At 71.8% G+C, this 24850-nt stretch carries 28 protein-coding genes; 15 read left to right on the forward strand and 13 right to left on the reverse strand.

The genetic code is table 11. The features are described 5' to 3' along the window. Window positions 1–202, reverse strand: a 202-nt coding sequence (locus tag AB0I89_RS19275; RefSeq protein ID WP_357128228.1) for a hypothetical protein, incomplete at its 3' end; no start/stop codon positions are given. A 60-nt stretch (window positions 203–262) separates the two neighbouring features. Between AB0I89_RS19275 and AB0I89_RS19280 the strand changes: the two genes are divergently transcribed. Then, on the forward strand, window positions 263–562 hold the full coding sequence (locus AB0I89_RS19280; RefSeq protein WP_355052769.1) for a ribosomal protein L7/L12: 300 nt from the start codon (window positions 263–265) through the stop codon (window positions 560–562). A gap of 369 nt (window positions 563–931) precedes the next feature. Here the strand turns inward: AB0I89_RS19280 and AB0I89_RS19285 are convergent, their stop codons facing one another. Further along, window positions 932–1300 carry a hypothetical protein gene (locus AB0I89_RS19285; RefSeq protein WP_357128231.1) on the reverse strand — a complete coding sequence of 123 codons (369 nt, stop codon included), beginning with the start codon at window positions 1298–1300 and terminating at the stop codon, window positions 932–934. 40 nt (window positions 1301–1340) lie between these two features. After that, complete coding sequence (locus AB0I89_RS19290; protein ID WP_357128234.1) at window positions 1341–1724, reverse strand: DoxX family protein; 384 nt, start codon at window positions 1722–1724, stop codon at window positions 1341–1343. 158 nt (window positions 1725–1882) lie between these two features. Here AB0I89_RS19290 and AB0I89_RS19295 point away from each other — a divergent pair, with 158 nt between their 5' ends. Beyond that, window positions 1883–2758 carry an RNA polymerase sigma-70 factor gene (locus AB0I89_RS19295; protein WP_357128237.1) on the forward strand — a complete coding sequence of 292 codons (876 nt, stop codon included), beginning with the start codon at window positions 1883–1885 and terminating at the stop codon, window positions 2756–2758. Between the two features lie 13 nt (window positions 2759–2771). On the opposite strand, the gene AB0I89_RS19300 is transcribed toward AB0I89_RS19295, so the two are convergent. Next, window positions 2772–3974 (reverse strand): low temperature requirement protein A, encoded by a 1203-nt coding sequence (locus AB0I89_RS19300; RefSeq protein ID WP_357128239.1) that lies wholly within the window; start codon window positions 3972–3974, stop codon window positions 2772–2774. A gap of 177 nt (window positions 3975–4151) precedes the next feature. Here AB0I89_RS19300 and AB0I89_RS19305 point away from each other — a divergent pair, with 177 nt between their 5' ends. Further along, complete coding sequence (locus AB0I89_RS19305; protein WP_357128242.1) at window positions 4152–4727, forward strand: TetR/AcrR family transcriptional regulator; 576 nt, start codon at window positions 4152–4154, stop codon at window positions 4725–4727. 17 nt (window positions 4728–4744) lie between these two features. On the opposite strand, the gene AB0I89_RS19310 is transcribed toward AB0I89_RS19305, so the two are convergent. After that, complete coding sequence (locus AB0I89_RS19310) at window positions 4745–5371, reverse strand: hypothetical protein (RefSeq protein ID WP_357128245.1); 627 nt, start codon at window positions 5369–5371, stop codon at window positions 4745–4747. 213 nt (window positions 5372–5584) lie between these two features. Between AB0I89_RS19310 and AB0I89_RS19315 the strand changes: the two genes are divergently transcribed. Continuing rightward, on the forward strand, window positions 5585–6295 hold the full coding sequence (locus AB0I89_RS19315; RefSeq protein ID WP_357128248.1) for an HAD family hydrolase: 711 nt from the start codon (window positions 5585–5587) through the stop codon (window positions 6293–6295). Between the two features lie 364 nt (window positions 6296–6659). Here AB0I89_RS19315 and AB0I89_RS19320 read toward each other — a convergent pair whose 3' ends face one another. From AB0I89_RS19320 to AB0I89_RS19340, 5 genes are all read right to left on the reverse strand, one after another. Next, window positions 6660–6977, reverse strand: coding sequence for a hypothetical protein (locus tag AB0I89_RS19320; protein WP_357128251.1), 318 nt, complete (start codon window positions 6975–6977; stop codon window positions 6660–6662). Between the two features lie 47 nt (window positions 6978–7024). After that, entirely contained in the window at window positions 7025–7456 is a 432-nt protein-coding gene (locus AB0I89_RS19325; protein WP_355624547.1) for a hypothetical protein, read from the reverse strand. 187 nt (window positions 7457–7643) lie between these two features. After that, a complete protein-coding gene (locus AB0I89_RS19330) occupies window positions 7644–8345 on the reverse strand; it encodes a VOC family protein (RefSeq protein ID WP_357128254.1) in 702 nt (233 codons plus the stop codon). A gap of 563 nt (window positions 8346–8908) precedes the next feature. Next, window positions 8909–9097 (reverse strand): DUF397 domain-containing protein, encoded by a 189-nt coding sequence (locus tag AB0I89_RS19335; RefSeq protein WP_357128257.1) that lies wholly within the window; start codon window positions 9095–9097, stop codon window positions 8909–8911. Continuing rightward, a complete protein-coding gene (locus tag AB0I89_RS19340) occupies window positions 9085–9885 on the reverse strand; it encodes a helix-turn-helix transcriptional regulator (RefSeq protein ID WP_357128260.1) in 801 nt (266 codons plus the stop codon). Before AB0I89_RS19340 ends, AB0I89_RS19335 begins: the two co-directional genes overlap by 13 nt. 306 nt (window positions 9886–10191) lie before the next feature. Here AB0I89_RS19340 and AB0I89_RS19345 point away from each other — a divergent pair, with 306 nt between their 5' ends. The 6 genes from AB0I89_RS19345 to malQ all read left to right on the forward strand — a co-directional run bounded on the left by AB0I89_RS19345 (window position 10192) and on the right by malQ (window position 17316). After that, complete coding sequence (locus AB0I89_RS19345; RefSeq protein ID WP_357128264.1) at window positions 10192–10413, forward strand: flavin reductase; 222 nt, start codon at window positions 10192–10194, stop codon at window positions 10411–10413. 300 nt (window positions 10414–10713) lie between these two features. After that, window positions 10714–12006: an ABC transporter substrate-binding protein gene (locus AB0I89_RS19350; RefSeq protein ID WP_357128266.1), complete on the forward strand. Its 1293-nt coding sequence runs from the start codon at window positions 10714–10716 to the stop codon at window positions 12004–12006. Continuing rightward, window positions 12003–12986 (forward strand): sugar ABC transporter permease, encoded by a 984-nt coding sequence (locus AB0I89_RS19355; protein WP_357128269.1) that lies wholly within the window; start codon window positions 12003–12005, stop codon window positions 12984–12986. The genes AB0I89_RS19350 and AB0I89_RS19355 overlap by 4 nt, the downstream gene beginning before the upstream one ends. Window position 12987: 1 nt before the next feature. Further along, window positions 12988–13824 (forward strand): carbohydrate ABC transporter permease, encoded by an 837-nt coding sequence (locus tag AB0I89_RS19360; protein WP_355047639.1) that lies wholly within the window; start codon window positions 12988–12990, stop codon window positions 13822–13824. A gap of 10 nt (window positions 13825–13834) precedes the next feature. Continuing rightward, window positions 13835–15022 (forward strand): sn-glycerol-3-phosphate ABC transporter ATP-binding protein UgpC, encoded by a 1188-nt coding sequence (gene ugpC / locus AB0I89_RS19365; protein WP_357128272.1) that lies wholly within the window; start codon window positions 13835–13837, stop codon window positions 15020–15022. Window positions 15023–15186: 164 nt separating this feature from the next. After that, window positions 15187–17316, forward strand: coding sequence for a 4-alpha-glucanotransferase (malQ, locus tag AB0I89_RS19370; RefSeq protein WP_357128275.1), 2130 nt, complete (start codon window positions 15187–15189; stop codon window positions 17314–17316). Between the two features lie 60 nt (window positions 17317–17376). Here malQ and AB0I89_RS19375 read toward each other — a convergent pair whose 3' ends face one another. Beyond that, a complete protein-coding gene (locus AB0I89_RS19375) occupies window positions 17377–18480 on the reverse strand; it encodes a winged helix DNA-binding domain-containing protein (protein WP_357128278.1) in 1104 nt (367 codons plus the stop codon). 124 nt (window positions 18481–18604) lie between these two features. On the opposite strand from AB0I89_RS19375, the gene AB0I89_RS19380 reads away from it, so the two are divergent. Then, entirely contained in the window at window positions 18605–18997 is a 393-nt protein-coding gene (locus tag AB0I89_RS19380; protein ID WP_355047644.1) for a DUF4190 domain-containing protein, read from the forward strand. 53 nt (window positions 18998–19050) lie between these two features. On the opposite strand, the gene AB0I89_RS19385 is transcribed toward AB0I89_RS19380, so the two are convergent. Continuing rightward, complete coding sequence (locus AB0I89_RS19385) at window positions 19051–20001, reverse strand: chlorophyllase (RefSeq protein ID WP_357128281.1); 951 nt, start codon at window positions 19999–20001, stop codon at window positions 19051–19053. A gap of 157 nt (window positions 20002–20158) precedes the next feature. Here AB0I89_RS19385 and AB0I89_RS19390 point away from each other — a divergent pair, with 157 nt between their 5' ends. The 4 genes from AB0I89_RS19390 to wrbA all read left to right on the forward strand — a co-directional run bounded on the left by AB0I89_RS19390 (window position 20159) and on the right by wrbA (window position 22793). Next, on the forward strand, window positions 20159–20722 hold the full coding sequence (locus AB0I89_RS19390; RefSeq protein WP_357128598.1) for a TetR/AcrR family transcriptional regulator: 564 nt from the start codon (window positions 20159–20161) through the stop codon (window positions 20720–20722). Window positions 20723–20748: 26 nt separating this feature from the next. After that, complete coding sequence (locus AB0I89_RS19395) at window positions 20749–21507, forward strand: HipA family kinase (protein ID WP_357128284.1); 759 nt, start codon at window positions 20749–20751, stop codon at window positions 21505–21507. Beyond that, window positions 21504–21872, forward strand: coding sequence for a DUF3037 domain-containing protein (locus tag AB0I89_RS19400; RefSeq protein WP_357128287.1), 369 nt, complete (start codon window positions 21504–21506; stop codon window positions 21870–21872). Before AB0I89_RS19395 ends, AB0I89_RS19400 begins: the two co-directional genes overlap by 4 nt. A 303-nt stretch (window positions 21873–22175) precedes the next feature. Beyond that, window positions 22176–22793, forward strand: a complete 618-nt coding sequence (wrbA, locus tag AB0I89_RS19405; protein WP_355047649.1) for an NAD(P)H:quinone oxidoreductase — start codon at window positions 22176–22178, stop codon at window positions 22791–22793. Between the two features lie 97 nt (window positions 22794–22890). Here wrbA and AB0I89_RS19410 read toward each other — a convergent pair whose 3' ends face one another. Continuing rightward, complete coding sequence (locus tag AB0I89_RS19410) at window positions 22891–24804, reverse strand: anthranilate synthase family protein (protein WP_357128290.1); 1914 nt, start codon at window positions 24802–24804, stop codon at window positions 22891–22893. Window positions 24805–24850: the final 46 nt, after the last annotated feature.

Below are 24850 nucleotides of genomic sequence, written 5' to 3' on the forward strand. Positions count from 1 at the left end.
CGTAGCCCACGCCCACGCCCACGCCCACGCCCACGCCCACGCCCACGCCCACGCCCACGCCCACGCCCACGCCCACGCCCACGCCCACGCCCACGCCCATGCCCATGCCCGTGCCCGTGCCCGCAAGATCCGCGCAACTTCGGTGATGCTGCTGCATCACGGCGGCCGGAAGCAGCAACTTCACCGAAAGTGTGCGGATCACGCGTGCGAGTGTGCGGTCAGTACCCGCGCCGGTGTTCAATGGCGCGTTATGGAGTGGACAGTGCCCATCGCCGTCGTGTTGTCGCTCGTGCTCGTGTTCCTGGTCGCTGGGGGTGGCCGTCGTTCCGACGCGGATCAGCTGGCTCGCCGGCTCGCCGTGGTCGAGCGCAAGCTGGATCTGATCATGGCGCACCTCGACATCCACGAGCCGGAGCTTGAGGCCCCCGGGGCGGTCCTGCAAGAGCTGCTCGCCGGCCGCAAGATCCAGGCCATCAAGGCATACCGGGAGGCGACCGGTGTCGGTTTGCGAGAGGCCAAGGACGCCGTCGAGTTGCTCGCCCGGCAGCGCGGCCTGGGCTGATTGTCAGCCCTGGTAGGCCGTCGCCGCTGACACCGACCCTTGCCGCGCCGCGCCGTGAGCGCCGCTGCGCCGTGAGCGCCGCTGCGCCGTGAGCGCCGCTGCGCCGTGAGCGCCGCTGCGCCGTGAGCGCCGCTGCGCCGTGAGCGCCGCTGCGCCGCAAGATCCGTGCAACTACGGTGATGGTGCTGCATCACGACGGCCTGAGCCAGCAACATCGCCGAAGTTGTGCGGGTCTCGGGACGGGCGCGGCATGATCGTGCCCGATCCTTGTTGTAGTGGTGTCCTCGGCGCGGGAGGCCACTACATCCTGGATCAAGCACGATCATGCGGGTGCGGGGCACTGTGCCGAGCAGGCGTCGACCCGTCGGGCTACTCGTAGCCGACGTGGATGATCAACTGGCCGTTCCGGGGTTCCGCCACCACGTAGACGGACCCGGGGTCGAGCAGCTTCGGCGGCAGGTCCTGCTGCTCGGACAGGCCCATCCGCTCGGCCAGCTCCTCCGCTGACTGGCCGGCCGGGGGCGCCACCGTAACCTGCCACGAGCACCCGCCGGAGGCGCACGTCTCGCTCTCGTCGACGACCGTCGCCCCGGCGGGCACGTCCGGGATCCGCCACTTCGGCGGCAGCGAGCCCTCGTCGCCGAACGCCCACAGCGACGCGAACCACAGGCCCCAACCGCAGGCCAGCAGGCCCACGACGCCGAGCCCGGCCAGGAGAAGGCGTCGAGGTGATGTCATCGCGCCAGGCTAGCGAGGCGGTGTGGAGATCCAGTGAACGTCAGCCGGTGAAGGGTTCGAGGCCGAGCCGACCCCAGGCCACGAAGGCGGCCAGGGCGAGGTACACCGCGTTCACCGCGACGAACCTCGCCTCGTCGTAGCGCAGGTGGGTGATCATCGCGCCGATCATCAGCACGATCCAGCAGATGGCGGTGACCGGCACCAGGACCGGTGCGATGTCGAGCACGGCCGGCAGGATCAGGCCGACGGCGGCCAGGAGTTCGAGCACCCCCAGGGTCTTGACGAAGCCGTCGCTGGCGTTCCCGGTCCACCCGCCGCCGCGGTGCGAGGCCAGCTTCTTGCGGGGTACGAAGATCTTGGTGATGCCGCCGGCCAGCGCCACCGTGGCCAGCAGTCCGGCCGCGATCCACAGCACGATGTTCATGGACGTTCCCTTCGGTCGGGGTCGACCAGGAGACACCGCCGGCCCGGTGGCTGTGACTCATCCCGGTGGGTGATGTGCCGCACAGGCCCGTGGTGTCACAGGAGACCGTCGACCGGTGTCGGATGGTGGTGAAGCGACGTCGAGGACAGGAGGCGCGGGTGGATTCCGCCGTGGACGCGTTCGTCACGCACCGGAACCTGCTCTTCACGGTGGCCTATGAGATGCTCGGCTCGGCGGCCGACGCTGAGGACGTACTCCAGGAGACCTGGCTGCGGTGGGCGGACGCCGACCACGCGGCGGTCCGGGACGAGCGCGCCTACCTGGTCCGGATCACCACCCGCCAGTCCCTCAACCGGCTGCGGACGATCGGTCGGCGCAGGGAGTCCTATGTCGGCTCCTGGCTGCCCGAGCCGCTGCTGACCACACCCGACGTCGCCGACGACGTCGAGCTGGCGGAGCACGTCTCGACGGCGATGCTGCTCGTGCTGGAGACGCTCGGCCCGACCGAACGGGCGGTGTTCGTCCTGCGGGAGGTGTTCGAGGTGGACTACGACGAGATCGCCGCGACCGTGCGGAAGAGCCCCGCCGCCGTTCGCCAGATCGCCCACCGGGCACGGGCGCACGTCGCCGCGCGTCGACCGCGCGGTGTGGTCTCCGCGACCGAGGCGCGGCGCGCGTTGGAGGCGTTCCAGCGGGCCGTCGATCTGGGCGACGTGCAGGGTCTGCTCGACATCCTGGCGCCCGACGTCGTCCTGCTGGGCGACGGCGGCGGCATCAAGCAGGCGGTACTGCGGCCTGTCGTCGGCGCGGACAAGGTGGCCCGTCTGCTGGCCTCCCGGCAGGTGGAGGTCGCCGGGCTGTCGCTGCACCCGGCCGAGGTCAACGGCTGTCCGGCGCTGATCGTCCGGTTCGACGGCGAACTCGACACCGTCCTGACGGTGCGTCTCGACGACGGAATCGTCACCGGGCTGTACGCCGTCCGCAATCCCGAGAAGCTGTCGCACATGCGCCAGGCCACGGCGCTGCGCCGGTGAACGACCACGCGGGTCAGAACGGTGGCCTGGCGGCTTCGCGGGGCCGGTCACGGGATCGTCGGGTGTCCACGGCGGCGACGCCGAGCAGCGCCAGTGCGGCGGCCGCGCCGACGGCGAGCGGACGCAGGGGGAGTGCCACCGGAACCAGCAGGGCGAGGGCCAGCAGGCCGGCCGTCCGGGACCGGGAGATCCGGTCGAACACCTGGTATTCCAGGGCCGCCCGTCCGGCGAGGAAGAGCGCCGGGCCACCGAGGATGGCGATCAGCCAGGTCGGCGGGAGGTGGCCGAGCGGCTTGGTGATGTACAGCTCCATCCCCACGCCGGTCAGCACGATCCCGGCGATCATCGCCAGGTGCGCGAACGCCATCTGCGTGGCGAGCCGGGCGGCGTCACGGGAACTGCCGATAGCGGCGTCCAGCGTCCCGCCGGCCAGGTGGAAGTAGATCCGCCACAGCAGGACCGTCGTCGCCAGCGCCAGCACGAAGGCGGCGGTCTGCGCGGCGTGGAAGCTGCTGCCGCTGAACGCCAGTCCGATGACGAAGATGGCCTCGCCGAGCGCGATGAGCAGGAACTGCTGGTAGCGCTCGGCCAGATGCTCGGCGGCGAGTCCCTGCATGCCGAGTCGCTGCGCGCCGAGTCCCGGGGTCGGCCACCCGAGGTACGACCCGGTGTAGTCCACCAGGACGGCGACAGCCCAGAGCCAACCGCGAACGTCGCCGTCGTTCACGAGCCCACCGACGATCCAGAACGGCGCGTGCAGGCTGAGCCAGAACACGATCCGGACGGACTGGTGCGGGTCGGGGCCACCGTGGCCGGCGATGTGGAAGTACCCCACCCGCGCGACCTGGAGTGCCACGAGCGTGATGGCGAAGAGCGAGGCCCGCGCGCCGAATCCGTCGGGTACGGCGACGGCCATCGTCATCGCGCCCGCCATCGTGATGACGATGACGGTCTGGACGATCATCGCCTCCGGGTCGAGCCAACTGGTCGACCAGACCGTCAGTGTCCAGACGCTCCACAGCGCCAGGAAGAGCAGCAGTGCCTGACCGAGGCCCGCGAGAGCGCCGCGCCCACCCCCGGTGAAGTCGTCGATCAGCCGCAGGGAGATCCGGGTGAGAGCGAAGACGAAGACGAGGTCGAGGAACAGCTCCAGGAAGGTCGCCCGCTCGCGGGCGCCCGCGCCCCGCACCAACCCCCCGCCGGGCATCTTGCTCATCCGCCGACCGCCTCGGCGGGCGGACGCCGTCGAACGACCACGTGCCCTCCCGTCGCGGTGACCTGATCACCTAACGACGCACCACCGGGTGGGGCAGCGAACGGCCCCGGAGTAGGCGATCAGTCACCAATCCGTCACGAGACGGATGCGAACAGTGCTGGTCGTTACGCTCGGCCGGTGCCCGTACCCGCCGAGGAGGCCACCGAGCAGGACCGGCGACTCCTCATCGTCACCGCTGCCCGCGAGTTGGCCGAGGCCGAGGGCTGGCTGGGCCTGAGCGCCCGTCGGGTCGCCGAACGGGCCAACACGGACGTCGGCGACCTCTACCGGCACTTCGCGGACCAGGAGGCGGTGCTGGCCGCCGTCGCGGTGCACGGCTTCGCCGACCTGGCCGCCGCGCTGACCGCGGCGCACGCGGACAACCCGTACCCCGAACGGGCGTGGGCGGTGATGGCGGGCGCGTACCTCGACTTCGCGTACGCCAATCCTGCTGTCTACGACGCCATGCTCGCCCTGACGCCGGACCTCGCCCTCGGCGCGGCCGGGGTGCCGGCGGCGCCACGGGCCGTCTTTGCCGCGCTGCGGGCGGCCCTGCTCCCGCTGGCCCAGGGCCGTGACCCGGACACCCTCGCCGAGCTGGGCTGGAGCCTGCTGCACGGCGTCGTCATGCTCACCCGTGGAGGTCGCCTGCGCCCCGAGGCGCAGGAGGAGCGGGAAGCGATGATCGCGGAAGGCCTGCTGAGATGGCCCTGATCGCCCGCCGCGCCGTCTCAGTTGAGGGGCTCGCGCTTGAACGGGCCCTTGTCGACGAACCGGAACGTGGTGGGTGGCGGGGCGTCGCCGCGCTCCTTGAGGACCAGACCGTTGCCGGGCGCGTGTTGCAGCGTCCGGGACTCGCTGCCGATCACGTACGTCCCGTCGCCCTGGGCAATGATGGTGAACCGCTGGATGGGGTCGTCAGCGTCGCAGGTGGAGGCCTGGATGGTCAGCTCCGGCTCGATGTCCAGGCCGTTCACCTGCCAACACGACGGGTCGTCGTTGGCGGGATGACCGTCGGCGGTGCCGTACGCCTTGATCACGTACCGGTCATCTCCGATCGGGACCGGAACGAACAGGACTCGACCGCCGGTGTCGCCGCCCTCCACCAGGCTGCCGCTGAGTTCCAGTTCGCTCCCGGACCCCCGCACCCGCACCATGCTGATCTCCCGCTTGCCGGACAGGAGCGGATCGGCCGGGGCCGCCGGGCGCGACGGTGCCGGGCTCGACGGTGCCGCAGCGGACGAGGTCGGCGTCCCCGCTGCGGCACCTGGCACCCGGTCGTCTCCGTCGCCGCACCCCAGCAGTGTCCCGACGCAGGCCAGCATCGCGGCGCCCGCCCACCATCTCACCGTGATCATGCCGTGCTCCTGAAGCTTCTGGCCCGAGCCGGTCGGCCGGGGACTGCCCGATGGGACGCCGCGTCGCACGATCATGTCGACATCCCTCACGACCGTCGGCGGTGCGCGAATTCCACCGGCGGACGCACCCCCGGGCGCGGGACGACGCCGTCGTGATCACGCGCCTATCCTGATCGCTCAGTTCGGCCGTGAGGAACATGAGGAGGGTACGGGATGGCCGCCAGCGAAACGTCTCGACGGCAGGCGCAGGTGCTGATCTTCGACGCGGACGACACACTGTGGGAGAACAACGTCGTCTTCGAGCGGGTGATCGACGACTTCCTGGCCTGGCTCGATCACCCCACCCTGGACCGCGTGGAGATCCGGACGATCCTCGACGACATCGAACGCGCCAACACGGTGGCCCACGGGTACGGCAGCAAGGTCTTCCTGCGCAGCCTGGGCGACTGTCTGGAGCGGCTGCGCGAGCGGCCGGCCACCGACGCCGAGCGCAAGGAGATCGATCGGCTCGCGTTGGCGCTGGTGGAGCACCGGGTGGAGCTGATGCCCGGCGTGGCCGACGCGCTCGACGAGTTGGCCGTTCGGCACGAGCTGCTGGTGCTGACCAAGGGGGAGCAGGCCGAGCAGCAGCGCAAGCTGGACGCCTGCGGCCTGCTGCACCACTTCGGGGCCGCGCACATCGTGGCCGAGAAAGACGTCGACACGTACCGGTGGTTGGTCCGCGAGCACGGGTTCGAGCCGGCCCAGGCGTGGATGATCGGCAACTCCCCGAAGTCGGACATCCTGCCGGCGCGGGCGGCCGGGCTGAACGCGGTGTTCATTCCGAACGAGAACACCTGGGTGTTGGAGAACGACGAGTTGGACCCGACCGACACCGGCGTGCTGCGGCTCGCGGCCTTCCGGGACCTGCTGGACCACTTCTGACCGTCGAATCCGAACAGCGTCGGCGATCATGGTCGCGTTACGCGGACGTGCCGCTTTTCGCCCTTGAGATCAGTCACGTCGCGGCGGGCCCGGCAGCGCTTGTCCGGCCCGGCGCGATCCGCCTAGCCTGAGCCGGCGTTCGCGGCCTTTCGGGGTGTGCCGGGGGCGCACCGGCGTCCGGCAGGTGGGCACCGTGGAGCTGAGTGCAGGGCGGCCGGGCCTCCCCACCGAGCCGCGTGGCGTCGTGCCACGCCCACGCGCGTGGTGAATGCCGGAGCTGCCGCTCCCCCGTCGGACGGCCGGGGGTCAGGGCCGGGTAGTTGCGGACCCGGTCCTGACCCGGCCAGTCCTTGTGAGACAGAACCTAGGCGCGGTGCCGGCCGTCGCCGGTGTGGCGGGCGTCCGCCTCGTCCGAGCCGCCGCGGACGATCGAGATCGCCACGCGGCAGAACTCGTCCATGTCCGGGTTGAAGCCGGCCGCGATGTCGGGGTGCAACCCGGATCGGGTCTCGTCCAACAGCCGCTGGCACACCTGCTCGACCGGCTCGCCCGCGTAGCTGGCGCGGATCCGGTCGGTGGCCGCCTGGAGAGCCGAGGTCAGCTGGTCCTCCAGCGGGCCACGCAGCTTCTGCTGCACAGGATCGAGCCCGCGCGGGTCGAGCGTGACATGTGGCTCCGACATCGGTGCTCCCTTCGTCGGCGTCCGCGATACCCCACCGCGGCCGTCGGTCAAACTCCGGTCGGTACGGCGGCGACCCGCACCTGGTAGGAGAAGTCTTCCGCCGGTTCCTCGTGGTACGACAACCGGCGGATCTGCCGGTCGTCGTCGTAGAGGGCGACGTCCACCAGGACGCCGAGATGCGCCAGGCCGATGGTGGCGACGCGCTTCTTGTCCTGGAGCACGGCGCAGACGCCGCCGAGCAGGGTGCTGGCGTCGGACGTACGGTGCCCGGGCGGGCACCGCAGAACCACGTCCACCTCGATCGGCCCGGGCAACGGCGTCCAGCCGGTGCGCTGGGCCGCGCCCAGGGCGGCCTGGAGCAGGGTGCGGACCCTCGTCGCCTGCCGGTGCCCGGCGGCGAAGATGGACAACGCTTCAGTCTTGACCGGTGGCAGGCCGCTCACCTCGAACGTCAGGGCGAGAGCGCGGGTGTCCTGCACGGCGGCACCTCCCTCGTTGGGGACGATCCTGCCGAACCGGTGCAGTGGCGGAGGGGCGTTCCCGCGATAACCAACCGATCGGGCAGGCTGGGTCGGCCGGAGGCGTGTCGACGGCGGCGGCGAACGCGCTGGCTGCGGCGCTGGGAAAGACGCTAGTGCACCGCGCCCGCGCTCGGTAGTCGGTCGTTCACCCGGTGGTCGACGGCGAAAAGGCGCAGAACTCGTTGCCCTCCGGGTCGGCCAGCACCCACCAGCGCGCCCGGTCGACCGGCTCACGCAGCAGCGTCGCACCCGCGTCGAGCAGCGCGGTCGGCTCCGGGGCCGTCATTTCGACGTCCCAGTGCATCCGGTTTTTCACGGTCTTGGGCTCGTCGACCCCGTCGAACACCCACGCCTGCCACGGGAAACCGGCCGCGTCGTGCAGCGACGCGGTGTTCGGCCCGGCCCCGGTCGTGCCGCCCAGCAGGCCGGCCCACCACGCCGCCTGCGCCGCCGGGTCGACGGCGGCCACCACCAACTCGACCGGGCCCGGCCGGGCCTCGCCGCCGGCCGGGAGCACGCAGAACTGGTTGCCCTCCGGGTCGGCCAGCACCCACCGCTCGACGTCGCCGTCCGGCTCGCGCACCGACCGCGCGCCGGCCGCGAGCAGCGCCGCCGTGTCCGCGTCGGCCAACCGCAGATCCAGGTGTACGCGGGTACGGCCGACCCGGGGCTCGGGCACCCGGTTCACCCAGATCGACTCGGCGGCCGACCGCGCCGAACGAGGGTCGATCCTGGTGTCGCCGTCACCCGCGTCGGCGACGTCGGCGTCGAGCACCCGCGCCCAGAAGCCGCCCAGGGCGAGCGCGTCGGCGGCGTCCAGACAGAGGTCCTTGAAACGAGCGATCATCGTCCCAGCATGCCCGCTCCGGGCACGCCCGTGGGGGACGCCGCGTGACGGATCCAGCGCCACTCGCCCCCCCCGATCACCGCTCGGCCCCCCGGGTCCCCGCACTGCGCCCGGTCGCCGCTCGGCCCCCCGGGTCCCCGCGCTGCGCCCGGTCGCCGCTCGGCCCTCCGGGTCCCCGCGCTGCGCCCGGTCGCCGCTCGGCCCCCCGGGTTCCTGCATTGCGCCCGGTTGCCGCTCGGCGCCCCGGTCGCCGCCCTGCGCCCGGTCGATCAAGGAGTTGTGGTGGGCGACAAAACTACCCACGCCACCCAAGACGGGCACCACAACTCCATGATCGACGGGGCCTGGCCGCGATCTTGCACTTTCTGTGCCGGCATAGGCGGCATTCCAGGCTTTTCGACGACCGAAACTGCAAGATCGACGCGGGCGGCCGCTCGGCCGCTCGGCCGCTCGGCCGTTCGGCCGTTCGGGGGGGCGGGCGGGCGGGGCGGGGCGGGGTGCCGGGGCTGGGGCGGGGCGGAGTGCCGGGGGCGGGGGCGGGGAGGTCTGCGTGTGGGGTGCGGTCAGTGCTGCTTGGCGTAGGCGACGAAGGTTTTCCAGGCCGTCGGGGTTACGTGCAGGGTGCCGCCGTCGCGGTCCTTGGTGTCGCGCACCAGCACGACGTGCGGCAGGTTGTCGGCGACCTCGACGCAGGAGCCGCCGTTACCGCCGGACCGGGTCGACTTGCGCCACCGTGGGGTCAGGGTGTCCATGACTTCGCCACTTCCTTGATCAGCTCGATTGACGGCCGGCGGGGGAGCGCCTCGTTGCGGACGATCTCCCACGTCTTCGCCAGCTTAGCGACGTCGGTCGACGCGTCGACGAACTGCGCGATGAGCTGGTTGTCGGCGTGCGCCACCCGTTCGCCGTCGGGCATCTCGGCGATGATGAACTGTCCGGCCAAGCCCAGGTACATGCCAGCATCCACCGGCACGACATGCACCTGGATGTGCTCCTGGGTGGCCAGCTCCACCAGGTGCTCGCACTGCTCGACCATGAGGCCCGGTTGGTCGAGCACCGGCCGGCGGAGCACCGCCTCGTCCAGCACGGCGATGAGCTGCGGCGGACGCGGGCGGCGCAGGATCGCCTGCCGTTCCAGCCGGGACGCGACGATCCGGTCGACGTCCTCGGCGTCGAACCGCCCGCCGGCCAGCGTGGCGCGGGCGTACCGCTCGGTCTGCAACAGGCCGGGCACGTACGCCAACTCGAACCAGCGCAGCGTGGTCGCCTCCCGCTCGAACTCGATCCATTCGCGCAGCCAGGCCGGCTCGGCGTCGAGCCGGCCCAACCGTTCCAGCATCCGCTGGAAGCGCTCGCCCGTCCGGTGGTGGTTGTCGACGGCCCGCATGTACTCCTTCGTGGGCGGTCGCCCGCCCGTCTCCACGGAGCTGACGTGCGAGCCCGAGTAGCCGATTCCCCGGCCGAAGTCGTCCTGGCTGAGCCCTGTCTCCGCCCGCAGCAGGCGCAGTTCCTCCAGCACGTAGTCCGTCACTGTCCCCATTGACTCCCCCATCTCTGCCCAACCCGAAGCCGCGTGTCCCTCGTGGCTGCTCGACCGGACCGCTGAGCTGCGCGGATGCCGCGAGCACGGATCGACCGTAGTTGACTCCTCGCAGACTGTCACCAATGGCGGGTTCGCTGGTGGCCGCAATGGCGGTGGCGGGCTCTGCCCGGGGTCGCTCCCGTTTCCCCCTTGCGGGAGCGACCCTCTTCCCCTGCACGAGGAGGTCGATGTGCTCAGCCCGAGAGACCACGACGAAGCGCGGTGGTGGTGATGGTGGTCCGTCCGCCCGTTCCGCATGTCGCCATGCGTCCGCTCTGGCGGTGCCGCAACTGCGGCCGGGAGTGGCCCTGCCAGCCGGCCAAGCTCGCCCTGCTCACGGAGTACCGGACCAACCGCACCGGACTGCTGATCTACCTCGGCACCCTGATGAACGAGGCGACCCAGCAGCTCACCCAACTCCACCCCGACCACCCGCCCGCCCGGATGACCGAGCGCTTCCTCTCCTGGGCGCGGGCCCGGGGCTGAGGGCTGCCCCACCCCGCCCGCTCCCGATGATCAAGAGATTTGCGTCAGGAAAGACGCCTTTCCTGACGCAAACCTCTTGATCAACAGGGCTGAGAGGGGGTGGGGTGGGGGTTGGGGGTTTGGTTGGGGTGGGAGCCTGTCGTGTTGCCGGCAGGTTTCGCGGCGTGGGGAGTGGGGCAGTGTAGCCGCACGGAGTACCCGAGCGGGGCGTTTTCGCAGCTCCTGGGCTCGGAGACAGCTCACCGTGCGCCGGGGCACGGATGCCCTCCCCGGTCCGTTGTGCACGAGAGGGGGAAGGCGATGACGGACCCCGAAACGGCCCGACACCGACACCGACGCCGGCCGGTTGCCCGGGTCGGGGCGGCTGCCGCCGCGCTGGCGCTGGTCGCGCCGCTCGCCGCGTGTGGCGCAGCCGATGACGGTGGACCACCGACGCTCAACCTGTACTACCCGCCCGAGCAGAACCTGCAGAAGGTCGTCGACGACTGCAACACGCAGGCCCAGGGGCGGTACAAGATTGCCTACCGGGTGCTGCCCCGACAGGCCGACGACCAGCGGGTACAGATGGTGCGCCGGCTCGCCGCCGAGGACACCGGCATGGACATCCTCGGACTGGACGTCACCTGGACCCAGGAGTTCGCCAGCGCCGACTGGATCCGCGAGTGGACCGGCCAGGACAAGGCCGAGGTCGAGCAGGGCACCCTGGCCGGGCCGCTGGCGACCGCCCGGTACGAGGACAAGCTCTACGCCGCACCGAAGAACACCAACGTGCAGTTGCTCTGGTACCGCAAGGACCTGGTGCCGCAGCCACCGACCACCTGGGACCAGATGATCACCGCTGCCCGGCAGCTCAAGGAACAGGGCAAGCCGTACCAGGTGCTCACCATGGGCGCGCAGTACGAGGGTCTGGTCGTCCTCTACAACACCCTGGCCGAGAGCGCGGGCGGCAAGGTCCTCTCCGACGACGGCAAGAAGGCCGTGATGGACGACGGCACGGTCCGGGCGCTGGAGCAGTTGCAGAAGTTCGCCACGTCGGGCGTCACCTCGCCGTCGTTCAGCAACGCCACCGAGGACCCGGTCCGGCTGGAGTTCCAGTCCGGGTCGGGCGCGTTCCAGGTGAACTGGCCGTTCGTCTACCCGGCCCTTCAGGAGGCCAACCCGGAGCTGGCCAAGCAGGTCGGCTGGGCCCGCGTGCCGGGCGTCGACGAGGGCACCCCCAGCAAGGTCACCATCGGCGGGGTGAACCTGGCCGTCAGCTCGTACTCGAAGCACCCGGAGCTGTCGTTCGAGGCCGCGCGGTGCCTGCGCAGCGCGGAGCACCAGCAGTTCTCCGCGATCAACGACGGCGTGCCACCGACCATCGAGGCCGTCTTCGACGAGCCGGAGATGGCCGAGGCGTACCCAATGAAGGACACCATCCTGGAAGAGCTGAAGGACCCGGCGACCCGCCCCCTGACCCCGGCCTACCAGAGCATCTCCACCGTCATGTCGGCGATCCTGTCGCCGCCGTCCGGGATCCGCCCGCAGCAGACCGCCGACGAGCTGCGCGACGCCATCGCCGACGCCCTGGAATCGAAGGGGGTGCTGCCATGACCCGGCCCGCCACCACTGAGTCGACCGAGGCGACCGAGGTGACCGACGGCCAGCGCGCCGCCGTACCCACCCAGCGCGGCGGTCGCCGCAAGCCGCCGCTGAGCGAGAACAAGAAGGCCGAACGCCGGCTCGGTTGGCTGCTCTGCGCGCCCGCCGCGCTGGTCATGGTCCTGGTGACCGCGTACCCGATCATCTACTCGGTCTGGCTGTCGTTGCAGCGCTACGACCTGCGCTTTCCCGACCAGCGCGAGTTCGTCGGGTTGGAGAACTACGTCACCGTGCTCAGCAACGAGTTCTGGTGGACGGCGTTCGGGGTGACCACGCTGATCACGGTGGTCACCGTGGCCGTCGAGCTGGTGCTCGGCATGGGGCTGGCGCTGATCATGCACCGTACGCTCGTCGGGCGGGGCATCGTCCGTACCGCGGCGCTCATCCCGTACGGCATCGTCACGGTCGTCGCCGCCTTCTCCTGGCGGTACGCCTGGACACCCGGCACCGGCTACCTGGCCGACCTGTTCAGCGACGGCGCTCCGCTCACCGAGCGGGCCAGCTCGCTGGCGATCATCATGCTGGCCGAGATCTGGAAGACCACGCCGTTCATGGCGCTGCTGCTGATGGCCGGGCTGGCCCTGGTGCCGGACGACCTGCTCAAGGCCGCCTCCACCGACGGCGCGACAGCCTGGCAGAAGTTCACCAAGGTGATGCTGCCGGTGATGAAGCCGGCGATCCTGGTCGCGCTGCTGTTCCGCACGCTCGACGCGTTCCGCGTGTTCGACAACATCTTCGTGTTGACCGCCGGAGGCAACGAGACCTCGTCGGTGTCGATGCTCGCCTACAACAACCTGCTGCGGGGTCTCAACCTCGGCATCGGCTCGACGATGTCGGTGCTGGTCTTCCTCACCGTGGCGATCATCGCGTTCGTCTTCGTGAAGCTGTTCGGTACCGCTGCCCCCGGTAGCGACGATGGGGAGAGGCGCTGACATGGCCGCGGAAACCACCACCCGCGCGAAGCTGCGGTGGGGCCTGCTGGACGTCCTCGTGGTCGTCTTCGCGCTGGTCCCGGTGCTGTGGATCGCCTCGCTGTCGTTCAAGACGCCGGCCACCCTCACCGACGGGAAGTTCATCCCCCGCGAGTGGACGCTGGACAACTACCGGACGATCTTCGACACCGACCAGTTCGTCCGAGCACTCGTCAACTCCATCGGCATCGCACTGATCGCCACGCTGATCGCGGTGGTCCTCGGTGCGATGGCCGCGTACGCCATCAGCCGCCTGGATTTCCCGGGCAAGAAGCTGCTGGTCGGCATCTCCCTGCTGATCGCGATGTTCCCGCAGGTGTCACTGGTGTCGCCGCTGTTCGAGATCGAACGGCAGCTCGGGATCTTCGACACCTGGCCCGGACTGATCCTGCCGTACATCACCTTCGCGCTGCCGCTGGCGATCTACACGCTGTCGGCGTTCTTCAAGCAGATCCCGTGGGACCTGGAGAAGGCGGCGAAGATGGACGGCGCCACGCAGGCCCAGGCGTTCCGGCGGGTGATCGCCCCGCTGGCCGCGCCCGGCCTGTTCACCACGGCGATCCTGGTCTTCATCTTCTGCTGGAACGACTTCCTGTTCGCCATCTCGCTGACCTCCACCGAGCGGTCCCGCACGGTGCCGGCGGCGCTGTCGTTCTTCACCGGCGCGTCCCAGTTCGAGGACCCCACCGGGGCGATCTGCGCCGCCGCCGTGGTGATCACCGTACCGATCATCTTGTTCGTCCTCTTCTTCCAGCGCCGCATCGTCTCCGGCCTGACCTCCGGCGCAGTCAAGGGATAGGTGGGTAGTCATGGCTGACATCGTGCTCGACAAGGTGAGCAAGAGTTTCCCGGACGGGACCGTCGCCGTGCAGGACGTCGACCTGGAGATCGCCGACGGCGAGTTCGTGATCCTGGTCGGCCCCTCCGGCTGCGGAAAGTCCACCACCCTCAACATGATCGCCGGGCTGGAGGACATCAGCTCCGGCGAGCTGCGCATCGGCGGCCAGCGGGTCAACGACAAGGCGCCGAGGGACCGGGACATCGCCATGGTGTTCCAGTCGTACGCGCTGTATCCGAACATGACCGTGCGGGAGAACATGGCGTTCCCGCTGCGGCTGGCGAAGCTGGACAAGGAGACGATCAACTCCAAGGTCGACGAGGCCGCCAAGGTGCTGGAGCTGACCGCGCTGCTGGACCGTAAACCCGCGAACCTTTCGGGTGGTCAGCGGCAGCGGGTGGCGATGGGCCGGGCGATCGTCCGCCAGCCCAAGGCGTTCCTCATGGACGAGCCGCTGTCCAACCTCGACGCGAAGCTGCGGGTGCAGATGCGCACGGTGGTGTCCCGGTTGCAGAAGCAGCTCGGCACCACCACCGTCTACGTCACCCACGACCAGACCGAGGCGATGACCCTCGGCGACCGGGTGGTGATCATGCGGGGTGGCGCGGTGCAGCAGGTCGGCCCTCCGCAGGAGCTGTACGACCACCCGCGCAACCTCTTCGTGGCGGGCTTCATCGGTTCGCCGTCGATGAACTTCCTGCACGCGGCGGTGCAGGACGGCAGCCTGCGGACCGCCCTGGGCGACGTGCCGCTCGACGACCGGTTGCGCCGGGAGCTGGAGGCGGCCGACGCGCCCCGCGAACTGATCCTCGGCATCCGGCCCGAGCACTTCGAGGACGCCGAGCTGGTCGACGACGAGACCCGCCGCCGGGGTCTGGAGTTCGAAGCCCCGGTGGAGATCGTCGAGTCGATGGGCTCGGACAAGTACGTGTACTTCACCGTGGAGGGTGAGCGGGCCAGCGCCGCCGAGTTGGAGGAGTTGGCCGCGGACGCGGGTGCGGGCGACTTCGCCGGCGGCGGCGGCAACCTGGTGACCCGACTGTCCGCCGAGTCCGGCGCCGCCGAAGGGCAATCCCGCCGAGCCTGGTTCAACCTGGAAAAGATCCACCTCTTCGACCCATCCACCGGCCGCAACCTAACCCTCGACAAGTCCCACTAACCCGGCCCCGGCCCCGGCCCCGGCCCCGTCGATCTTGCACTTTGTGTCGTCGACATGGAGGGGAAGGTCCTTTATGTCGCCGCAGAAAGTGCAAGATCGCGGGAAGGGGAGCGGGGGCGTGTGGTGCTGCGGCACGGGGGTGGGCGTGGCAGGGTGGGTTGGTGATGGATCGGGGACTTGTGGCGTTGGCCGCCGCGCACGGCGTGTCCACCTGGTACGAGGACTGGCGGCACCGCCGCGTCGAGGTCGCGTCGGAGACGGTCGTCGGCGTGCTCGGGCTGCTCGGCGTGGACGCCACCAGCCCCGCCGCGATCGCCGACGCGCTCGCCGCCGCCCGCGCGGTGGACCGGACCGCGCTGCCGCCGACCCTGGTGCTTGCCGAGGGCGCGACGCACGCGCTGCCCGGCCCGGGTGTGGTGTCCCTGGAGGACGGTGGTCGCCGGACGGTTGACGCGCAGCTGCCCGCTGACCTGCCGCTGGGCTGGCACCGGCTGGCCTGTGACGGGCGGGACGTGACCCTCGTCGTGGTGCCCCGGCGGCTGCCCGTGCCGCCCCGCACCTGGGGTTGGATGCTCCAGCTCTACGCGCTCAGCTCCGAGCGGTCCTGGGGCATGGGCGACCTCGGCGACCTGGCCGACTTCACCGGATGGGCGGGCGGAACGGGCGCCGGACTGGTGCTGCTCAACCCGCTGCACGCGGTCGGACCGGCGCACCCGGTGGCCGCGTCGCCGTACTCGCCGGCCAGCCGACGCTTCGTGAATCCGCTCTACCTGCGCGTCAGCGACACCACCGCGTACACGGCGGCGGACCCGGCCACCCGGGCGGTGGTCGACGCGTTACGCCCCGACCGCCGGGACCTGATCGACTACGACGAGGTGTGGGCCGCCAAGCGGCACGCGTTGGAGCTGCTGCACCCGTACGCCCCGGCGGTGGACCTCGACGCGGACCCGGCGCTGACCAGCTTCGCCACCTGGTGCGCGCTGGCGGAGCGGCACGGCAACGACTGGCGGGCGTGGCCGGCGGAGCTGCACCACCCGGACGCCCCGGCGGTCGCCGAGCAGCGTCGCCAACTCGCCGACCGGGTGGCGTTCCACGCCTGGCTGCAACACCTCTGTGACGAGCAGCTCGACGCCGTGACGGCGGCGGCCCGGTCGACGGGCATGCCGGTCGGCGTGGTGCACGACCTGGCCGTCGGCATCGACCCGGGCGGCGCGGACGGCTGGCAGCTCGCCGACGTCCTGGCCCAGGGGGTACGGGTCGGCGCGCCCCCGGACGACTTCAACCAGCTCGGCCAGGACTGGGGCCTCGCCGCGTGGCGACCGGACCGGCTCGCCGAGACCGGGTACGCGGCGTACCGGGACATGCTGCGGCGGACCCTGCGGCACGCGGGCGGCCTGCGGGTCGACCACGTCGCCGGGCTCTGGCGACTGTGGTGGGTGCCGCCGGGCGCCGGGGCCGCCGAGGGCACCTACGTGCGGTACGACGCCGAGGCGATGCTCGGCATCCTGGCGCTGGAGGCGCACCGGGCCGGCGCGGTGGTCGTCGGCGAGGACCTGGGCACGGTCCAGCCGGCGGTGACCCGCGGGCTGCGTGGGCGCAACATGCTCGGCTCGACGGTGCTGTGGTTCGCCCGGGACGACGACGGCGAGTTCACCCCACCGACCCGCTGGCCCACGAACGCCCTCGCCACGATCAGCACCCACGACCTGCCGACCGCCCCGGGATTCCTGACCGGCGAGCACGTGCGGGTGCGTGACGAGTTGAAGCTGCTCGGCACCGACGTGGCCGTCGAACGCGCCCGGGCCGCCACCGACCGCGAGCGGCTGCTGGCGATGCTGCGCAACGAGGCGCTGCTGCCCGGCTCGCGCGCCGCCGAAGCAGGGGCCGCCGCCGGGGCCGAGGCCGCCGCCGAAGCAGAGGCCGCCGCCGGGCCCGAGGTCGGTTCCGGGGCGGGGGCCGACGGTGACCCGGCCGACGGTGACGTGGTGGTGGCGATGCACGCCGCGCTCGCGGCCAGCCCGTCACGACTGCTCGGCGTGTCCCTCTACGACGTGCTGGGGGAGGTGCGCCAACCCAACATGCCGGGCACCGTCGACGAGTATCCGAACTGGCGGCTGCCGCTGCCGGCCAGCGTGGCGCAGATCCGGACGGACCCCGGCGTGGCCCGGATCGTCCACCTGCTCACCGCCGCCCGTCCCCGGACGACCCCGCCCGACCGGGCCGGGGAGAAGGCCGGTCGGCGGACCACCCCGGACCCGGTCGGAGATAGGCCACCCGACCCGGCCGGCCCGTAGGCCACCCGGTCAGGCCGGCCAGTAGGCCGCCCCACCCGGGTCGGCCAGTAGCCCGCCCGTTCAGGTCAACCAGTCGAACCGTGGTGGCAGTCCGAGGAAGTCCGCGTACCGGGTCAGCGCCCGCTCGACCTCGACCCGTTCGGCGGCGGTCATCGGCACCAGCGGCCGTACCGTCAGGGTGACGGCCTGCCGGCCGACCTTGCGCTTCCACACGCCGACCACGCGACCGGCGCGGACCACGGTGGCCTGGAAGATGCCGTTGTTACCCGGCACCACGGCCGCCCGGTGCGCGGGGTCGAGCATCAGCGTGCGGTCCCGGTAGCCGAGGAGGTACTCGTCGAAGCCCGGCAACGCGAGCACCTCGGGCGCCGGGGCGCGCGGGGTGTCGGCCAGCGCCGCGTCCACGTACATCGGCTCGCCGTCGACGCGTACCGTGCTCAGCAGGTCGGCGGCGGCGGTCAGGCCGCGCCGCGCGTCGGTCAGGGTGAGGCCGCTCCACCCGGCGAACTCGCGGTCGGTGACCGGCCCGTGGCCCCGGACGTAGCGGTGGGCGAGCAGCGCCAACGCCTCGTCCCGCTCCGGGCGGCGTTGCTCCGGCGCCCACTCGTCGAGCAGGACGAACGTCTGCTCGGTGCCGATGGTGGGCGCCACACAGGTCACCCCGCGCACGCTCGCGTACCAGAGCAGGTGGTAGCCGCGCTGGCCGTCGGTGCCGATGCCGGCCGCGCGCAGGGTGGCGAGACACTGCGCCCGGCTGAGCCGGCCGCCGCCGGCCAGCGCGACGCCGAGTACGTCGAGCGCCCGCGCCTCGTCGGCCTCGGTCAGCCCGAGCTGTACGCGCCGGGTCGCCGAGCCCGCCAGCGCGCGTACGCCGGTCAGCTCCAGCATCCAGCAGGTGTCGGCGGGCGGGATGAGGTGCACGGTGCCCCGCATCGGCCAGGTGCGCAGCGCCTCGCGGCGTTCCAGCGCGGCCTGCACGTCGGTCACCGTCCACCCCGGCAGCCGGGCGCCGAGCGACCACAGCCCGCTCGCCAGGTCCTGAGCCTGCATCGCCCCGAACCACTCGACCACCTCGGCGACGGTGCCCGGCCCGCCGGGCGGGCGCAGCAGCAGGCTGGTCATCCGCAGTGCCAGCGCTTCGGCCGCGCTGAGGTCGGCAGTCATCGCACCCCTTCCGGTCGCCACGCCGCAGCCTAGGCCCGAGGACCGACACGCACGGTTAACCGCCGCGCCGGTGGGAATGCGGCCGGCCGGAAGTACGCGCGCCGCGCGTACGGAAGGGAGTCTCATGACTGCCGCAAGCCAACCGGCCCGCGGTGCCGGCGTACCGGCCGATTCTCGGGCCCACCGGGCGTCCACCGGCGCCAAGACCAGCGCAGCCGCCACCTTTGCTCTGGTCTTCGGTGTGGCCGGCCTGTTCAGCGTGTTGACGGCCATCCTCGCCTGGGTCGGACTGGTGCTCGGGATCATCGGCATCGTCCTCGGCATCGTCGGGCTGAAGATGGCCCGCCGGCCGGGCGTGACCGGCCGGGGCGTGTCCATCGGCGGCCTGGTGCTGAGCATCCTGGCGGTCCTGATCGGCCTGGGCCTCGCCGCGGGCATCACCACGTTTGTCAACAACAAGGGCGCGGTGGACCGCCTGCAGAACCAGGTCGACGACCTACGGGACAAGCTCGACTGACACCGGGCCCGGGTGGCTGGGGGCCAGGGCGTGCCGCTGGCCCCCACCCCGGCCTATTTGGACTCGACCCGTCCGACCGCGTCGACCCCCGAGGTGAGCGCCGCGCGGGTGGACTGCCACGCGGGATCTCCCGGGTAGAGCGTGCTGCGCAGGTACGCCGCGGTGAGCGCGGCGACCGCCGCCACCCGTCGGGGGTTCTCGTCGGTGGTCTCGGCGGCGTCGTAGCCGGAGATCCCGCCGAGACCGTGCTCCGCGTCGAAAAGGGTCAGGAGCGACTTGGGGGCGGGGGACAGGACGTACGGGTCGGCGTGCCACTGCGCGCCCCGCACCGTCAGGTGCTCGGAGGTGTCCCGGTCGCCGGCCACGACGAGCGCGGGCGTCGTCATCGCGGAGAAGTCCGTGGTCTGGAAGAACCCGTAGCTCCGGGCGAACTCGCTGAGCGCGTCCCCGCCCCGGCCGGGGGCGGCGAGGAGCACCCCCGCGCTGATCCGGGGTTCGGTCAGGTCGACGGGCGTCCCGTCGTGCGGGTCGGTGAGCCGCGCGCCCAACAGCAGGCTGGCGGTGTGCCCGCCCATGGAGTGCCCGGCCACGGCGACCCTGTCCCGGTCCAGACGGCCGTGCAGCTGCGTGACGGCGGCCTCGATGGCGTCGAGCGCATCGAGGATGCGCGTCATGTCGTGGGCCCGGGACCGCCAGTAGAGCGGTGCCTCGGCGTCGCCGGGGTCGAGGCTCAGGGTCTTCGAGTCCAGATGGGTCGGCTGGATCACGACGAAGCCGAGTGCCGCCCAGTGGTTGGCGAGGGGCCCGTAGCCGTTGAGCGAGGAGAGGTTGTTCGAGTGCCCGTGGCCGTGCGAGAGCAGGATGATCGGCAGCCGGGTGCCGGTCATCGGCGCGGAGACGCGTACCTGCAGGTCCACGGCGCGGCCGGGGGCCGGCAGCGTGATCGGGCCGACGGACACGATCGGGGTGCTGATGGTGTCGGCGACGAGGGTCGATGTGGTCATGGTTGCCTTCCCGTGGTGCGGAGGTGGCACGGCAGGGGTGTCCCCGCCTCCGCTACAGTTGAAGCGGATCGCCGTTCCACTAATATACGGAACGCTGATCCGTTTTCCAAACGGCGTGTGGAGGAGAACCGTGTCGGCGACGAGCCAGTCCCCGGAGATGCCGGCCCGAGGCCGCCGCGCCGACGCGGTGCGCAACCAGCAGACGCTCCTGACGGCAGCCGCCGCGGTCTTCGTCACCTCCGGCGTCGAAGCGCCGATCCGGGAGATCGCGGCCCGCGCGGGGGTCGGCATCGGGACGATCTACCGGCACTTCCCGACCCGGGCGGACCTCGTCGTCGCCGTCTACCGCCACCAGGTCGAGGCCTGCGCCGAAGCGGGCCCGACCCTGCTGGCGAACGCCGCCTCCCCGCTGGCGGCCCTCCGCCAGTGGGTCGACCTCTTCACCGACTTCCTGGTCACGAAGCACGGCCTGGCGAGCGCGCTGCAGTCGGACGCCGGCGGCTTCGACACGCTGCACGCCTGGTTCCTCGACCGCCTCGTGCCGGTCTGCGGGCAACTGCTCGACGCCTCCGTCGACGCGGGTGAGATCACCCCCGGCACGCGCCCGTACGAATTGATGCGCGGCATCGGCAACCTCTGCGTCAGTCGCGACAACGACCCGGACTACGACCCCCGCCGCCTCGTCGACCTGCTGCTGCGCGGCCTCCAGCGACCCCGCTGACCGGAGATCACAGTAGGGTGGGCGGCGTGCTCCGCCAGGTCACCGCGATCCGCTACGTCACCCCACTGCGGGAGGGTGGCTCACTGCCGGGCGTCGTGGAGGCCGACGACCTCGGCACGTACGTCGCGAAGTTCACCGGCGCCGGGCAGGGGCCCAAGGCGCTCGTCGCCGAGGTGATCTGCGGCGAGCTGGCCCGCCGGCTGGACCTGCGGGTGCCGCCGCTGGTGGTCCTCGACATCGACCCGGTGATCGGCCGGGCCGAGCCCGACCAGGAGGTACAGGAGCTGCTGCGCAACAGCGGCGGCGCCAACTTGGGAATGGACTTCCTGCCGGGCGCGCTCGGCTTCGACCCGGTGGCGCACCCCGTCGATCCGCTGCTGGCCTCCCGGGTGCTGTGGTTCGACGCGTACGTGGAGAACGTCGACCGGAGCTGGCGCAACCCCAACCTGCTCATCTGGCACCGGGAGCTGTGGCTCATCGACCACGGCGCCGCGCTGTACTTCCACCACAACTGGCCCCGCGCCGACGCCGCCGTGCACCGCGCCTACCGGGCCGAGGATCACGTGCTCGCGCCGTACGCCCACCGGGTCGCCGAGGCCAACGACGAGCTGGCCGCCCGGGTCACCCCCGACCTCCTCCGGGAGGTGTTGGCGCTGGTGCCGGCCCAGTGGCTGACCGCCGCCGACTTCGACTCGGCCGACGAGGCGCGCGAGGCGTACGTGTCGCACCTGTCGCGGCGGGTCGCCGACCCGGCGGACTGGCTGCCGGCGGGGAGCGCGGCGTGAGGCATCCCTTCGAGTACGCCGTCATCCGGCTGGTGCCCCGCGTCGAGCGCGGCGAACAGATCAACGTGGGTGTGCTGCTCTACTGCCAGCAGCGGGACTTCCTGGCCGCGCGGACGCACCTGGACGCCGACCGGGCGCGCGCCCTGGCGCCCGACGTCGATCTGCCGGCCGTCGCCGCGGTGCTGGAGTCGCTGGACCGGACCTGCTCCGGCGACGGGCCGGCCACCCGTATGCGGCTCGGTGAGCGCTTCCACTGGCTGGTCGCGCCGCGCAGCACGATGATCCAGGCCGGTCCGGTACACACCGGCCTCACCGCCGACCCGGCGGCCGAGCTGGACCGGCTGATGACGATGCTGGTCCGCTGACCGGCCGGTGGGCTGAGCGGGCGGGGCCTTCGACGACGGCGGACCCCTGATCGCGCTGCGCCAGCGCCGTTGCCGGCGGAGCGCGATCCCCCGTTCAGGCGCCGGTGCCAGGGGGGCGGCAGGATTGCACGCCGGCACCGGTTGGCATCAGGATCGCCGCCCGCGCGGACGGCCGGATCGGAACGTCCGGGAACTTGCGGAAAACTTGAACCCGGACGACCGGAACACCGCGATCCGTCGTTTGTCTCCGCACCGCCGGGGTAGTCGCGGGAGCTGACCCGAGACGAGAAGGGGACAACTCTGATGGCTGCCCAGACGAAGGTGGCGGTGATCTACTACAGCGCCACCGGCATCACCTACCAGATGGCGCAGGCCGCGTGTGAGGCCGCCGGGGAAGCCGGCGCGGAGGTGCGCCTGCGCAAGGTACGGGAGCTCGCGCCGGACGAGGCGATCCGCTCGAACTCCGGTTGGCAGGCGCACCATCTGGAGACCCAGGACGTTCCCGAGGCGATGATCGACGACCTGGCCTGGGCCGACGTGACGATCTTCGGCTCGCCCACCCGGTACGGCATGATCGCCGCGCAGTTGAAGCAGTTCATCGACACCACCGGCCCGCTGTGGGCGCAGGGCGCGCTGGCCAACAAGGTGTACGCGGCCTTCACCTCCACGGCGACGTCGCACGGTGGTCAGGAGACGACGTTGACGTCGCTCTTCAACGTCTTCTACCACTGGGGTGGTGTGGTGGTCCCTCCCGGCTACACCGACTCCAGCCAGTTCATCGCCGGCAACCCGTACGGCGCCTCGCACACCAGCAACAACGGGGAGATCGCCCCGGACGCGGTGGCGCTGGGCGCTTGCGCCCTCACCGCCCGCCGTGCGGTGCTGATCGGCACGGCGCTCAAGCAGGGCCTGGGCGGCTGAGGCGACCGGTGGCGCGGACGGGGGCTCTCGACCCGCCCGCGCCACCGGTCGCACCAGCCCTACCCCGGGACGACGGTGACCATGCCGTGGCCGGGAGCTAACCCTGGCCGACCGGGCGCGACGCCGGCAGCAGGTCGGTCAACACCTCGGTCAGCACGGTCAGTCCGTCCGGGCTGAGCACCGACTCCGGGTGGAACTGCACCCCGGCGAAGCCCTGCCCACGCAGGGCGTGCACGGACCCGTCGCGGACGTCCCGGGCCAGCTCCACGGTCCCGTACGCGGTGTCCAGCCGGTCCACCTGGGCGCGGGCGGTGAACGAGGAGTAGAAGCCGACCCGGCGGGACCGGCCGAACAGCGTCACCTCCCGTTGCAGCCCCTGGTAGGGAGCGTCCCTGCGGTGCAGGGGCAGCCCCAGCAGCCCGGCCAGCACCTGGTGCCCCAGGCAGACCGCGAGGGTGGGTCGACCGGACGCCAGCAACTCGCCGAGCAGGTCCCGCAACGCCGCCATCTTCGGATCGTCCGGGCTGCCCGGGTCACCCGGGCCGGGCCCGGCCACCACCAGGTCGTACCCGTCGACCGGGCCGCCGGCGTGCCACGGGCGCAACGTGACCGCGAGACCCAACGCGCCCAGTTGGTGCGCCAACATGCCGGTGAAGGTGTCCTCCGCGTCCACGATCAGGGCCCGCAGCCCGGCCAGGCCGGGCAGCCCGGACGCGTCGGGCGAGCGCTGGTCCAACCAGAACCGGGCCAGCGGCGTGTTACGCGCGGCCAGCGCGTCGCGTACCTCCGGGTCGTCGGCCAGCCGCACGACCGGCCCGCGCTCGCCGGTGGACGCCGCCGGGCCGAGACCCAGCGCGGCCAGCACCCCGGCCGCCTTGGCGTGGGTCTCGGCCACCTCACCGGCCGCCGTCGAGTGCCGGACCAGGGTGGCGCCGACCGGCACCCGCAGCCGACCGGACGGGGAGATCTCGGCGGTACGGATCAGGATCGGCGCGTCCAGCGTCTGCCGGCCGGCGTCGTCGTGGCCGAGCAGCGCCAGCACGCCCGCGTAGTAGCCCCGACCCCGGCGCTCGTGCCGGGCGATCACCCGGCAGGCGTTCTCCATCGGACTGCCGGTCACGGTGGGCGCGAACATCGTCTCCCGCAGCACCTCCCGCACGTCGCGGGTGCCCCGGCCGGCGAGCAGGTACTCGGTATGGGCCAGGTGCGACATCTCCTTGAGATAAGGGCCGATGACCTGGCCGCCGTGCTCGGCGACGGTCGCCATCATCTTCAGCTCCTCGTCGAGCACCATGTACAGCTCCTCGATCTCCTTCGGATCGGCGAGGAACCGCAGCAGCGCCGCCCGGTCCGGGATGCCGCCGGTGGGCCGGAAGGTGCCGCTGATCGGGTTCATCATGACGAGCCCGTCGTCGACGCTGACGTGCCGTTCCGGGCTGGCCCCGACCATGGTGCGGGCGCCGGTGTGCACCACGAACGTCCAGTAGGCGCCGCGTTCGGCGACCAACAGCCGGCGCAGCGCGGCCAGCGCGGCCACCAGCGGCGCACCCAGCACGGTGGCGTGCAGGGTGCGGTGGATGACGAAGTTGGCGCCCTCGCCGCGACCGATCTCGTCGGTGAGCACCTGCTGCACGATCCGCGCGTACTCCTCGTCGCTGACGTCGAAGGCGGCGTCCCGGGTGCGGACCGGCTCGTCGGGCAGCGCGGCAAGCGCCTCGGCCAGCGGAATCCGATCGTGTTCGCGGACCTGGAGACACTCCAGCGGGGCGTCGTCGTCGACGCAGGCGAAGCCGCGCTCGGCGATCTGCCGGTACGGCACCAGGGCCAACGTCCGCGCCCCGGGCTCGCCCGGGGTCAGCGGGATGTCCGCCAGCCGGTCGACGGTGCCGACCGGGCCGGTGAACAGTTCCAGGTCGTCGGCGCCCTCGCGGCGCAGCAGCGCGAAGGGGCCGGGATCGTCGCCCCGGGAGATGGCGGCGAGCAGGTCGGTCAGGGGGTTCTGGCTGGTCATCGTGGTCTCCGTGGGCGCTGGGCGCCGCCATCGGGGGCGGCCATCC

The sequence above is a fragment of the Micromonospora sp. NPDC049801 genome (assembly GCF_040656575.1).
Taxonomy (GTDB): domain Bacteria; phylum Actinomycetota; class Actinomycetes; order Mycobacteriales; family Micromonosporaceae; genus Micromonospora.